Source organism: Faecalibacterium prausnitzii (genome assembly GCF_003324185.1).
GTDB classification, from domain to species: domain Bacteria; phylum Bacillota; class Clostridia; order Oscillospirales; family Ruminococcaceae; genus Faecalibacterium; species Faecalibacterium prausnitzii.
Map to the genome: position 1 here is coordinate 17,588 of NZ_PXUP01000014.1, position 11,735 is coordinate 29,322.

Sequence of the window (11,735 nt, forward strand, 5' to 3'; positions counted from 1 at the left end):
GTGTAGTGGATACACCGAACCCCAAACGCAAAAAAGCGGCAGCTATGTTGTGAAAATACAACGTAGCTGCCGCTTTTTGTTTCGTATAGAGATTTTATGCTGACAGGCAACTTCTCCTGTGGTTAAATCAATTTGTCGTTGGCAAGTGTCAAACACTCCTGATTTGGCATACGCCAAAATTTACGCCAATTTAGCGCAGTTCCTCAAGCAATGCCGTGCATCCTTCCAGTATATCCTGCCATGTGGTTTCAAAATCTCCCGTGAACCATGGGTCTGCCACTTCACGGGGATGATCCGTATGCGCCATCAGCAGCGAGACTTTATGCTGTGGGTCTCCGCCGACAAGCCGCAGGATGTCGCACAGATTGCTTTCATCCATGCCAATCAGATGATCATACCGTGCATAATCCAGCCGGGTCATCTGCCGGGCGGTCTTGCCGTTGCAGTCGATGCCATGTTCTGCCAGCTTCTGCCGTGCAGGAGGATAGACCGGATTTCCGATTTCCCATGCACTGGTGGCGGCTGATGCGATTTCAAATTGCTCGGATAGTCCTGCCTTGGACGTAAGGTCTTTCATCACATACTCCGCCATCGGGCTTCGGCAGATATTTCCGAGACAAATAAATAAGATCCTGATCATGCCGGGTCGTTCTCCTTTTGGCTTACAAAAGCATAGCCGCCGTGGGTAGTGCGGATAAAGCTACCGCAGCCGACCAGCTTCTTTCGCAGATTGGAAACGGTATTTGCCACGACCTTTAAGGTGTCGTCACAGTTTTGTCCCCACACAGCACGGAAAAGCTCTTCTTTTGAGAAGATTTGTCCTTCGTGGGAGGCAAGCATCAGCAGCAAATCGAACTCCAGTCGTGTAAGGGAGACTTTTCTGCCGCTGCACAACACTTCGTGGGTCATTTCGTCCAGTGTAAGCCCCGGAAGAACCAACTTCTCCCATGAATCAATGGATATTTGCTCTGCCTCGATGTGCTCTCGTTCCAGAAGCATCCGGATCTTCTGCTCCAATTCCGGGTCAGGCTGTCGGGTCTTTATAACGATCATGGCAAACTCCTGCGTGTATTTTACTCTGCGGCGGTATCCATTTCCCGGAGCAGGTTTACCATCTCGATGGCACTGACTGCACAGTCATAGCCTTTATTACCTGCTTTGGTGCCTGCCCGCTCGATGGCCTGTTCGATGTTTTCGGTGGTCAGAACACCAAAGAGGACGGGAACCCCGCTTTCCAGCGAGACCGTGGCAATGCCTTTGGAAACCTCATTGCACACATAGTCGTAATGGCTGGTAGAACCGCGAATCACGGCACCAAGGCAGATCACAGCATCATACTTTCCGCTTTTTGCCATTTTAGAGGCAACCAGTGGGATCTCAAAAGCACCTGGAACCCATGCAACATGAATATCAGCGTCCTGCACATCGTGCCGGAGCAGACCATCCATTGCTCCGCTCAGAAGTTTGGACGTGATAAATTCGTTGAAGCGGGCAGCTACGATACCGACCTTGATGTTCTGAGAAACCAGCTTACCTTCAAATGTTTTCATTTTTAAATACCTCTTTCGTTGTTAATATTCCAGAAGATGTCCCATCCGTGCCTGCTTCGTTTTCAGGTAAAACAGGTCATACGGGGTCGCCGTCATCTGAATGGGTACGCGCTCGGAGATCTCCAGCCCAAACTCGGAGAGCTGATATACTTTGTCCGGGTTATTGGTAAGCAGGCGCAGGCTTTTTACGCCAAGTTCCCGGAGGATCTGTGCGCCGAGATAATACTCCCGTTCATCTCCATGGAACCCCAGAGCGAGATTGGCTTCCAGCGTATCCATGCCCTGCTCCTGAAGTTCATAGGCACGCAGCTTGTTGATCAGACCGATGCCTCGGCCTTCCTGCCGCATATAGAGCAGGATACCCCGGCCTTCTTTTTCGATCTGCGTCATGGCAGCGGCCAGCTGCTGGCCGCAGTCACAACGCAAAGAGCCAAATGTATCTCCTGTCAGGCATTCCGAGTGGACGCGGCACAGAATATCCTTTCCATCGCCAATCTCACCTTTTACCAGTGCAATGTGATGCTCTCCGTTCAGGCGGCTCACAAAACCATAAGCTCTGAAGGTGCCATACTTGGTGGGCAGGTTCACTGCCGTCACCTGATCGACCAGTTTATCGTGACACTTGCGGTACTCCTGTAAATCACGGATGGTGATGAATTTGATCTGGAAACGCTCTGCCAGCTTTGCCAGTTCAGCGGTGCGCATCATCGTGCCATCCTCCCGCATGATCTCGCAGCACAGGCCGCATTCTTTCAGCCCTGCCAGACGGCACAGGTCAACGGTTGCTTCCGTGTGACCGTTGCGCTCCAACACACCGTTCTTTTTTGCCAGAAGGGGGAACATATGGCCCGGTCTGCGGAAATCTTCTGCTTTTGCGTGATCGTCCACACAAGCCATCGCCGTAATGGAACGCTCTGCGGCAGAAATGCCCGTAGAAGTAGAAACGTGGTCGATGGACACCGTAAATGCCGTTTCATGGTTGTCGGTGTTATACTGCACCATCTGCGGAAATTGCAGCTTCTGGACGAAAGCCTCGGACATCGGCATACAGATCAGACCTTTGCCGTGGGTCGCCATAAAGTTGACGTTTTCGGTGGTGGCAAATTCGGCAGCACAGATGAAGTCCCCCTCGTTTTCACGGTCGGGGTCATCCGTTACCAGAATGATTTTTCCTTGCTTCAGATCTTGCAAAGCTTCGGGAATGGTATTGAAGTTCATCGTAAACTCTCCTTAAAAGCCGCAGCGCAGCAGCATTTCTTTTGTGAGCGTGTTTTGCTTCGGTGTTTCTGATGGAAGCAGCCTCTCGATATATTTTCCAACAACATCGGTTTCCAAATTGACAAAATCCCCTTTGTGCCGTTGGTTCAGGTTCGTCTGACGGACGGTGTGCGGTATCGTGGACACGGAAAAGCCCGTAGGTTCCACCGCAGCCACGGTCAGGCTGATACCGTCTATTGTGATAGAGCCTTTTTCAACGACATAGCGAAGGATCGCAGGATCTGCATGAATGGTGTACCAGATAGCCGTATCGTCTTTTCGGATATTAGCAATGCGTCCGACGCCATCCACATGGCCTGCTACGATGTGTCCGCCAAAACGTCCGTTGGCCGGCATGGCACGTTCCAGATTGACAGCACTTCCAATGGTGAGCTGTGCAAGTGCAGAGCGGTTCAAGGTCTCGTGCATGACATCCGCAGCAAAGCTATCCGGGAAGAGCTGCCTGACGGTCAGACAGATGCCGTTGACGGCGATGCTGTCGCCGATCCTGGTTCCTTCCAGAACCGTTTTTGCACGAACAGTCAGTACGGCGGAATGCTGTCCCCGATTGATGGATTTTATTGTTCCGACTTCTTCCACGATTCCGGTAAACACGGGTACTCCACCTCACTTTCGATCAGGAAATCTTTGCCAAGCTGTTCCAATCGGCTGTTCTTCAGGCGGAATGCAGCATCCGGAAGCGGGACACCTGCACCCTCAATGGGTGCTTTGGCATCCCTTCCTCCGAACAGCTTCGGGGCAATGTAAGCCTGTACCTGCTGCACGATGCCGCTTTCCAGTGCAGACCAGTTCAAGGTTCCGCCGCCTTCCAGCAGAATGCTGTCGATCTGCTCCTGCCCCAGCTGTTTTATCAGTTGCAGAAGATTCACATGACCGCAATGCGCTTCCAGACAAAGGACCCGGCACCCGGCCTGTTGATATGCCGCCTGCTTCTCCGGGTCGCCGCAGCAGGTCGCAAGAATGGTCGGAACCTGTTTGGCGGTCATGACCACCTGTGATTGCAGCGGTGTCCGCAAATGTGTATCACAGATGATCCGGACGGGATCACGGCCACCCTCTATCCGGCAGGTCAGCAGCGGGTCATCTGCTAGGATGGTTCCGACTCCCACCATAATGCCGCGGAATCGGTGTCGCTGCCGTTGAACATGATTCCGGGCAATTTCCCCGGTGATCCATTTGGAAGCGCCTGTGTATGTGGCGATTTTTCCGTCCATCGTCATGGCGTATTTCATGGAAACGAAGGGGCGTTTTGTGGTGATATAGTGGAAGAACACCTTGTTCAGCGCATCGCATTCCTCTTGCAGAACATTTTCGGTCACATCTATGCCGTGTGCGCGCAGGATTGCAATTCCTTTTCCAGCCACCAGCGGATTCGGGTCAGCAGAACCCACGACCACCCGGTGAATGCCCGCGTCCAGAATCGCATCCACGCAGGGCGGCTGCTTTCCGTAATGGCAGCACGGCTCCAATGTCACATACAGGGTCGCTCCCTGCGGATCTTCGGTGCAGGATGCCAGCGCATTGCGCTCCGCATGAGCCTGACCGTATCTCTGGTGCCAGCCCTGTCCGATGATCCTGCCCTCTTTTACGACCACGGCACCCACCATCGGGTTGGGAGACGTCCATCCGCAACCCTTTTTTGCAAGCTGCAAAGCCAGACGCATATACTCTTTGTCGTTCATCGTGTCGCCTCCAAAAGAAAAAGCCCTGAACAAAAACGTTCAGGGCAAGCCGAAAAGACACAAGGAACCCTTGTGCAAAAAAGAAAGCTCCAGAATGCAAACGCATCCCAGAGCAGCCTCCACAAGCGCAGAACCGTGCGGGCTCTGCGCTTGGTATCTTCTTTCATCCAGACTGTACTGTCGGCTTCGGAGTTTCACCGAATCATGCCTTACGGCTCGTGGGCTGTACCACCGGTAGGGAATCGCACCCTGCCCTGAAGATTTCTGATTCAATTACAGCGGCATTATAGCACGGCTCCTTTCGGATTGCAAGGGCATTCTGCAAACCGGGACGAAACCGGGATGAAGATGGGTACGAAACTTTTTGACTATTATTGCCTTGTCAAGAGGGCTTGCATCGTCCAGCTCTCTCTCTTTTTGCCAAAGTTTTCCTCGCCTTTTCTTGCAAGCTGCCGAAAGTGACGCGTTCTCAAAAGTTTTTGTTGACACGGCTCGATTTTTGTGGTAGCCTATCCCAACAATTGAATATAACATATTTTTACATATTCGTTCAGTCCCTGCGGGGATGAACATTTTGGCTTTCAGCCGTTACATAACCGACTAGCATGACCTTCCAGAAAAAGCGAAGGCAGGGCTGGTCTGTTTTGTGACGGCTTTTTTGTTGCCGTTTTGCCCGTTGGACCTTGAAAACCGCATGACCGTCTGCATGGGATACCCGGCGATGACCCTGAGAAGGAGAGCCGGAAAACGCCGCCGGAAGGGGGCAGGAAAGCCGTGCGGGGAGAACGGCAGGACGTTGATTTCCCAGTTGCGGAGAAAAACGATGTGGTCAAATTGACCACATCGTTTTCCGTAGCGCCAACGAAAGGATGGAATGCCTATGAGTAATTTTACCCCCGCATGGTTCAAAGGGCTTTTTCAACGAATCCCTGTTCTGTGACGATTTCCTGAGCACCCACCAGCTGCTTTACTCGAACGGCGCATTTTTCACCCCGGACGGCAGAATGGTGGACCCCATGCCCCTGCGGTGTGAGATCTTCGAGATGATGCGTGAATACGTTGGGGCGAACCTCGCCAAGAAGGTCACCAATGTGGTGGATGTGCTGAAGCTGGCGGCACAGGTGGAGGACTTCCCGCCTGTCACCGACCGTATCGCACTGGCAAACGGAACCCTGTATCTGGATGGCACCTTTCAGGAGGGCAAGGAGTGCACCATGGAGAGTATCCACAACTACCTGACCCATCTGCGGATGCAGCACTGCCGCAAGGCGTTGGAGGAGGGCGTTTCCGTCCTGAATGCCTGCACCGAAAGCGGCTTTCCGGATTACAGCAGCTTCCTGAAAACCTTCCGCCATCTGTACGGCATCACCCCCACCGAATACCGCGCACAGCACCGGACAATGGTGCGTTAAAAGCTGCGGCAGGAGAATACGAAAATTTTTCTCAAAAAGGGTTGACATTCTACCCGCTCTGTGGTATTATACTTGAGCAGTCAGCGAGAGCCGCTGAAAAGCAAAAAAGTAAATATCGCGGGGTGGAGCAGTCTGGTAGCTCGTCGGGCTCATAACCCGAAGGTCGTTGGTTCAAATCCGGCCCCCGCAACCACAAAAAGCACGATGGTTCGTAAAGAACTACCGTGCTTTTCTATTTGTCTTGCGTGCTCCGGGGCGATTTGGCTACTATTTGGCTACTACGCCCTCAAAAACTGCCCCGGTCTGGCTGCTGCGGCTCCTCCCCGTAAAATTCTGTTTTCAGGTCTTTGTAGACCCGCTGCAACAGCATCCATGACCCGAAAAGGGAACTCGCGCAAACTTCATTCGGCATATCTCCGGTTTGAATAGCGGTCTGCACAGCCTCGATCAGATCAACCGCATACCCCAGTTCACACAGGGAAACGTCCATTTCTGCCCAGTTGGGGACAGGGTGATTCTTGGCGGGATGGTTCATTCTGCTGCACTCCCTTCCTTGGCGGCCTTAGTCTGTGCAAGCAGCTTCCGGCTGGCTGCGATTTTCTGCTGCATCTCTGCCCAGAGTGCGGGCAGGTCTATGCGGGCATCGATGGTCTCCCCACGATGGATAGAGGACACGCGGAACCCCGCAGCCTCATACTGCTGTGTAATAAACGCCGCGGGGGTCTGGCCCAGACGTGCAAGGGCGCTCAGGCGGCCCCCGTCAAGCACGATCTGCTCCCAGTGAATCGTGCGGGGCTTGGGCTCCCGGGTGTCGATGTATTCCACCTCGTAGGCGGTCAAAGTGATTCGCTTTTCCAGTTTCATGGTGTTACCCTCCAACAATGGCCCGGCGGGGCTCCTCTGGCTCCGCCGGGGATCTCGGTTTGTGTTACTGCTGCGCCAGCGGCTGCACCTGCGAAACGCCAAAGAACGACGCTTTATAGGTCTGGCCGTCGCCCTTGCTGGCGTGAATCAACGGGCATTGGAACAGGCAGCGGCTGCCGTGGACAACCTCAAAACCCAGCTTGCGCCAGTCTGACCATGTGTGCACCTCCTCGGTCACGCCAAAGTCTTGGCGGCTCTCCTCGATGCGCTGGGCGTTGATCGGTGCGGCCTTGGCGGCCATCCATGCACGATGCAGGCACTCGGCAAAGGCTGCAACGCCCTTCCGGTACAGCTGCCATGCACGGGTCATAATCTGGGAAAGATCGTATTTTTTCATGGTGAAAACCTCCGCTTTACTCTGCGGGGCCATCCGTGTTATAATAAAGATAGCCCCTGTTCTGGGTGCGGCTCGGTGTAAGTTTGGTAGACGGCACCGGGCCTTTTCTTATATACAGCAGGCGGGAGTGGGTTACTGTCTTAGCTAACTCTAGGTCTTTGCGCTCCCGGTACATCCTTCGCCCCTTGCCTTCCGGTCGTGCTCCCTTGCTGTGATTATAGCATACACCTTTTAATGTGCATAATCTATTGATGCAGTGCACAAATATACATCATATAAAGTGTATATATTATACACTTGAAAGCGTGTACAACGTGTGTTATACTTAGTACAATGAAGGAGGTGCAGTTATATGCCGATCAGGTTTGACAAACTATTTGAACTCATGCACGAAAAAGGATTGACCACCTATAAGATACGAAAGAACAGGATTATTTCAGAAGGTACCTTGCAAAAGCTGCGGGAGAACAGCGCAGTTTCCACCGAAAGCATCACCGCTCTTTGCGCTGCATTGGACTGCCAGCCCGGCGACATTATGGAGTATGTTCCAGAGATTTCAGTAGAGCTCTCAGACAGCGCCAACGCCAAAGAGTAAAACTATCCAGACAAACAGAAAACGCCTCACACAGAGCCGCAGAGGGCCGCTGTGCGGGGCGTTTTGTCTTATCTGCGCCGCCGGGCGCGCGTGCCGTTCAAAGTACGATCTAAAAGCTCGTCCAGCTCATCGGCCACGATGTGCACATAGCGCCAGCCGTGGGCGCTGCACTCCTCGACACTGCACATGGTGCGCGAACCGTCCGGCCTCTGGCACTCGATCTGCAAAGGCTTGGCGCGGGTCTGGGCGATCTCCTCCAAAAGGTCAGGTGTCTGCATCCGGCTGCGCCTCCTCTTGGTTTCTGGGAGCGGGCAGCGGGGCCCCGGGGATATCGTCCACGAATACCACCCGCATAGCGCTGCCGCCGCTGCTGGCCTCAGAGAAGCGCAGGCCATAATCTAACAGCGCCTTGGCAGCATTCACGCGGGCTTGCGCCTGCTCCTTGGGATTCTCTGCAATGCTGCGCAGAGTACCCACAGCGGCCCCGTAGGACGCGGCCAGACTGTTCACAGCCTCGCTCAGTTGCGCCTCTCTGCCCTCTGCCAGAGCTGCGGCGAACTGGGGCAAAGTCTTGTATTTGGTTATGACCCGGTCACTCAGGCCGCAGGCCCGGGCTGCTGCTGCGGTGGTGGGGTTCGTCAGCAGTGCCGCCAGAGCCTTGCGCTGGTTCGGGGTCAGGGTTTCGGCGATCAATAAAATTCACCTCGTTTTCGGAAATTTGCGGCTGAACTGGGCACGATCAGGCACCGATCTGGGAGGCCAGCGCCTCGTTGAACGATGTCAGACTAGGAAAGCCCTCGGCAAAGGCAGCGGCCCGACGTTGGGACTGCTGCAAGACGTTTTCCCCTGCATCCAGCTTCTGCCGCCAAAGACTGAACGGCACCGGCCAGCGCTCGGCCATGTACGCCAAAGCCTCCGCCGGGGTGTCAAAGTATTTGCCGCTGCCGTGGAACTGCACCGAATAGGTGCCCCCGGCGGGCAGGGTCAGAGCGCCAGCCCGGAACAACAGCATAGCGTCAGCAGGCAGCACAAACAGGGTGTCACTCGTGCTGCGGTCGGATACGATGGGTAGGGACTTCAACCCTCCCGCCCAGTCAGGGGACAGCTCGAAACGGCGCTGCATGAACACCTCGCCGCCGGGCACTCGGAACGAAAAAATCTCAGAAAAAACAGATTCCATGTTGTACTCCTCTCGCGCACTGGCCCCGGCGGGGTGGGCGCTGCGGCCCTTTTCCCGCCAGAGTGTGCGTGATTTCAAAAATGACGTAATATCGTATGGGTGCAAGCTAGTGCAAGCTGATATGTAAATTCTAAAAAGTGAAATTTTAATCTCTTTAGGGAATTTACGTTTCGGCTTGCACAGCTTGCACCTTTTGGCGGAAAAGCGGGAATCAGAGGACGTCAACGCCCAGTCTTAAACCGGTGTAAATCATTCCTGCTTTTGTCTTGTGACGCTCAAACCCGGCGGCCTCCAAAGCTGTTTTGAAGTCATTGGAGCGGCGGCAGTATTCGCCGCTCTCGTCGCAGTATGTGCGGTAGGCAAGCTGCAAATCGCTGGCCTTTACCGTAAAATCCTTGCCCACCTCGCACTGTTCTGTAATAAACTGGCTCAACCAGTCATTTTCTGCCCGGTATGCCTCTACCTCGGTCTGTACGCATTGCGGGAGGGTCAGGGTGCAGCCGTTGGCAATAAACCGCCGGGCTCCCTCGACCATCCACGCCAGCACAGCGCCGCCAGCGCTTTCAACCAGAAAAGAACAATAATCTTTCACTTCGCCCCGCTGCCCACGAAAGGACGCACGGCAGGGAATGACGACCAGACGGCTCCACGTGCCTGCATCAGAGCTGCCCACTCGGGGGAGGAAATTGGTGTACAGCACCGGGGTATGGCTCGGGACGAACTGAAAAGGATCCCGATATTTTGGGTTTGCCGTGATGGGGTCGGTGCTGCTGATACGTTTCAAAATGGAGGTATCCAGACGGCGGCCCTCTTCTAGTTCGGCAGCGATCACCAACCGGCGGCCCCGTAGTTCTGCCAGCTCCGGCCCTGCGTTTTTGTTGGCGCTGGAGGTCAGCACATCAGCAGACAGCGCCCCGGCATAGTCCCCCAGCACGTGGGCCAGCGTGTTAAAGAAGGTGGATTTGCCGTTTCCGCCTGCGCCGTAGGCAATCAACAGCGCCTCGGTGTACACCCGGCCAACGGCAGCCATGCCAGCAACCTGCTGCAAGTAGTCGATCAACTCACGATCACCACAGGCGAACCGGTCAACAAACGCCGCCCAGAGTGCTGCGCCCTTGTCAGACAGGGCAACGGCGGTGCATTTGGTGCATCGGTCGGCGGGGGCGTTGGGGCGTGTCTGCCCGGTGCGCAGGTCGATCACGCCGCCAGGGGTGTTCAGCAAGAACGGATCAGCGTCCAGCTCGTCAACGCCAACGGCGACCATGTGGGCAGCCTCACCTAAAGCCGCCTTAATGCCGCCAGCGTTGCGCTGCTGCTGCACGAATTTGAGGTATGCCCGGGCAGCTGCCTGCTGCCGCTTGGCCTCGCCTGCCGCGATCTCGTCAGCATCGGCCAGAGCGTCCACAGCTGCGTGCACGTCCTTCCGGGCCTCGATTAGCTGCCGATCGGTCAGGTTATGGAACCGCAGATGCACGGCCGCCTCGCTCTGGGCGAACTTGTGCCCGTCCCAGCACAGCCAGCCGGTGCCCTCAGAATAGAGGACTTCCCCGGCGGTGTCAGCTGCGAACACGCGGGCCTGTCCGACGTTGGAGAAGTCCAGCGGGCGCAGACTGCCGCCGGGCTGCGGCTGCAAGCCTTGCAAAGCGTACTCCGCCGGGGTCAGATAGTCCGGGCGGCTCTCGACCTTGCGCCGGTAGGCGGCCACAGCTGTGCCCCAGATGGTAGACAGCTCGCCCTCGTCCAGCGGCGGGGTGCACGCCTCTGCCCGGCGGTCGAACTCGGCGCGGGCCTCCTCAGTGTCGCCCAGACGCTTGAGCAGCTGGAACGCAAAACGGGAAAGAGTGCTGTTTCGCTGCCCCTCCGGGATCTCCTGCAAGGCCGCTGTGCTGCCCTCTGCGCCCTCCTCGTCAACGTAGGGAAACAGGTCAGACAGTAGCAAAGCGCCCTCCACAGCAAAGCCCCGGGGTGATTCCACGCCAAACATAAACCGGGCTGCATCAATGGCGTTGGCATCAAAATAGGGGAACGCTGCACACACGCTGCGCTTCAGCTGTTCGACCTCTGCCCGGTCAGTGGTCGGCTCGATGGGAAAGTAGCAATGAAATCTCGGCACCGCCGGGCTGCTGCCTTTCGGCTGCATATCGTGGCGGGAGAAAACAATCATGTGCGCCACGCCGGGGAAGTCCTCGGCGATCTGCTCCGGCTGCACGATCTGGCCGTGGTCGTTGTCCACATCCAGAACGATGCAATCCGCCAGTCTAAAGCCGTCAAGGCTGCGGCGGCTGCCCTCAAATTCGGCCGCCACATGGTCGAACCGGGCAGCGGTCTGAAGGTCGGAAAAGCCGGTGATAACCCGGCGGCGGGGGTATAGGGTGTTTCGTGTGTCGCCTCTCTGGGCGGCGCAGTGAAGGGTAAAAGACATTGGTAAAGGCTCCTCTGTTCTGGTGAAAATTTACATCTCAGTTGACCCGGCGAACACCCTCGGCCTCAGCTGCTGCGGGCGTGTCGGTGCCGTTCAGATAGGCCGCCAGACTGTCAAGGTTGACAAGAATGCGGCGGCCGCAGCGGATGGACTGCACTGCCCCCTCTGCGCAGAGAACACGGACGCGATACACGGCCAAACCGCTGCGGCTGGCGGCATCGGTGACGGAACACATAGTAGGTAACGACATTGTAAAAGCCTCCTTGTTGTAGTTAAACGTGACTTAAAAGTACTTGACAGCGCTGTTCTGTGATGATAGTATAGCATTAGGAAATCTAAATGTTAAGTTGTATTT

General features: G+C 55.5%; 16 protein-coding genes, 1 tRNA gene and 1 riboswitch. Of the genes, 3 read left to right on the forward strand and 14 right to left on the reverse strand.

Annotation, left to right across the window (positions count from 1 at the left end; genetic code table 11):
- Nucleotides 1–190: 190 nt before the first annotated feature.
- From C7J97_RS10245 to ribD, 6 genes are read right to left on the reverse strand one after another with little or no spacing between them, the layout of a single operon-like run.
- Nucleotides 191–640, reverse strand: coding sequence for a low molecular weight protein-tyrosine-phosphatase (locus C7J97_RS10245; RefSeq protein WP_113992987.1), 450 nt, complete (start codon nucleotides 638–640; stop codon nucleotides 191–193).
- Entirely contained in the window at nucleotides 637–1,053 is a 417-nt protein-coding gene (locus tag C7J97_RS10250) for a winged helix-turn-helix domain-containing protein (RefSeq protein ID WP_113992986.1), read from the reverse strand. Before C7J97_RS10250 ends, C7J97_RS10245 begins: the two co-directional genes overlap by 4 nt.
- 20 nt (nucleotides 1,054–1,073) lie before the next feature.
- On the reverse strand, nucleotides 1,074–1,550 hold the full coding sequence (gene ribH, locus C7J97_RS10255; protein WP_097781396.1) for a 6,7-dimethyl-8-ribityllumazine synthase: 477 nt from the start codon (nucleotides 1,548–1,550) through the stop codon (nucleotides 1,074–1,076).
- Between the two features lie 21 nt (nucleotides 1,551–1,571).
- Nucleotides 1,572–2,768, reverse strand: coding sequence for a bifunctional 3,4-dihydroxy-2-butanone-4-phosphate synthase/GTP cyclohydrolase II (locus tag C7J97_RS10260; protein ID WP_113992985.1), 1,197 nt, complete (start codon nucleotides 2,766–2,768; stop codon nucleotides 1,572–1,574).
- Nucleotides 2,769–2,780: 12 nt separating this feature from the next.
- Complete coding sequence (locus tag C7J97_RS10265; protein WP_181823398.1) at nucleotides 2,781–3,422, reverse strand: riboflavin synthase; 642 nt, start codon at nucleotides 3,420–3,422, stop codon at nucleotides 2,781–2,783.
- Nucleotides 3,386–4,510, reverse strand: a complete 1,125-nt coding sequence (gene ribD / locus C7J97_RS10270) for a bifunctional diaminohydroxyphosphoribosylaminopyrimidine deaminase/5-amino-6-(5-phosphoribosylamino)uracil reductase RibD (RefSeq protein ID WP_113992984.1) — start codon at nucleotides 4,508–4,510, stop codon at nucleotides 3,386–3,388. The genes C7J97_RS10265 and ribD overlap by 37 nt, the downstream gene beginning before the upstream one ends.
- A gap of 151 nt (nucleotides 4,511–4,661) precedes the next feature.
- Nucleotides 4,662–4,776: riboswitch (FMN riboswitch) on the reverse strand.
- A 750-nt stretch (nucleotides 4,777–5,526) separates the two neighbouring features.
- Between ribD and C7J97_RS15250 the strand changes: the two genes are divergently transcribed.
- Together C7J97_RS15250 and C7J97_RS10280 are read left to right on the forward strand one after the other, a co-directional pair.
- Nucleotides 5,527–5,922, forward strand: a complete 396-nt coding sequence (locus tag C7J97_RS15250; protein ID WP_242983498.1) for a helix-turn-helix domain-containing protein — start codon at nucleotides 5,527–5,529, stop codon at nucleotides 5,920–5,922.
- Nucleotides 5,923–6,038: 116 nt separating this feature from the next.
- A tRNA-Met gene (locus C7J97_RS10280) sits at nucleotides 6,039–6,115 on the forward strand.
- Between the two features lie 93 nt (nucleotides 6,116–6,208).
- Here C7J97_RS10280 and C7J97_RS10285 read toward each other — a convergent pair.
- The 3 genes from C7J97_RS10285 to C7J97_RS10295 all read right to left on the reverse strand — a co-directional run bounded on the left by C7J97_RS10285 (nucleotide 6,209) and on the right by C7J97_RS10295 (nucleotide 7,183).
- Nucleotides 6,209–6,457: a hypothetical protein gene (locus tag C7J97_RS10285; RefSeq protein WP_113992982.1), complete on the reverse strand. Its 249-nt coding sequence runs from the start codon at nucleotides 6,455–6,457 to the stop codon at nucleotides 6,209–6,211.
- On the reverse strand, nucleotides 6,454–6,786 hold the full coding sequence (locus tag C7J97_RS10290) for a hypothetical protein (protein WP_113992981.1): 333 nt from the start codon (nucleotides 6,784–6,786) through the stop codon (nucleotides 6,454–6,456). Before C7J97_RS10290 ends, C7J97_RS10285 begins: the two co-directional genes overlap by 4 nt.
- 64 nt (nucleotides 6,787–6,850) lie before the next feature.
- Nucleotides 6,851–7,183, reverse strand: coding sequence for a hypothetical protein (locus C7J97_RS10295; protein ID WP_113992980.1), 333 nt, complete (start codon nucleotides 7,181–7,183; stop codon nucleotides 6,851–6,853).
- Between the two features lie 352 nt (nucleotides 7,184–7,535).
- Here C7J97_RS10295 and C7J97_RS10300 point away from each other — a divergent pair, with 352 nt between their 5' ends.
- Entirely contained in the window at nucleotides 7,536–7,778 is a 243-nt protein-coding gene (locus C7J97_RS10300) for a helix-turn-helix domain-containing protein (RefSeq protein ID WP_113992979.1), read from the forward strand.
- 68 nt (nucleotides 7,779–7,846) lie between these two features.
- On the opposite strand, the gene C7J97_RS10305 is transcribed toward C7J97_RS10300, so the two are convergent.
- The 5 genes from C7J97_RS10305 to C7J97_RS10325 all read right to left on the reverse strand — a co-directional run bounded on the left by C7J97_RS10305 (nucleotide 7,847) and on the right by C7J97_RS10325 (nucleotide 11,630).
- On the reverse strand, nucleotides 7,847–8,056 hold the full coding sequence (locus C7J97_RS10305; RefSeq protein WP_113992978.1) for a hypothetical protein: 210 nt from the start codon (nucleotides 8,054–8,056) through the stop codon (nucleotides 7,847–7,849).
- On the reverse strand, nucleotides 8,043–8,471 hold the full coding sequence (locus C7J97_RS10310) for a hypothetical protein (RefSeq protein ID WP_113992977.1): 429 nt from the start codon (nucleotides 8,469–8,471) through the stop codon (nucleotides 8,043–8,045). Before C7J97_RS10310 ends, C7J97_RS10305 begins: the two co-directional genes overlap by 14 nt.
- A gap of 46 nt (nucleotides 8,472–8,517) precedes the next feature.
- On the reverse strand, nucleotides 8,518–8,958 hold the full coding sequence (locus C7J97_RS10315; RefSeq protein ID WP_113992976.1) for a hypothetical protein: 441 nt from the start codon (nucleotides 8,956–8,958) through the stop codon (nucleotides 8,518–8,520).
- 211 nt (nucleotides 8,959–9,169) lie between these two features.
- The gene (locus tag C7J97_RS10320) at nucleotides 9,170–11,380 is read right to left on the reverse strand and encodes a phage/plasmid primase, P4 family (RefSeq protein WP_113992975.1); all 2,211 of its coding nucleotides are present in this window, start codon (nucleotides 11,378–11,380) and stop codon (nucleotides 9,170–9,172) included.
- 37 nt (nucleotides 11,381–11,417) lie between these two features.
- The gene (locus tag C7J97_RS10325) at nucleotides 11,418–11,630 is read right to left on the reverse strand and encodes a DNA-binding protein (protein WP_147232767.1); all 213 of its coding nucleotides are present in this window, start codon (nucleotides 11,628–11,630) and stop codon (nucleotides 11,418–11,420) included.
- Nucleotides 11,631–11,735: the final 105 nt, after the last annotated feature.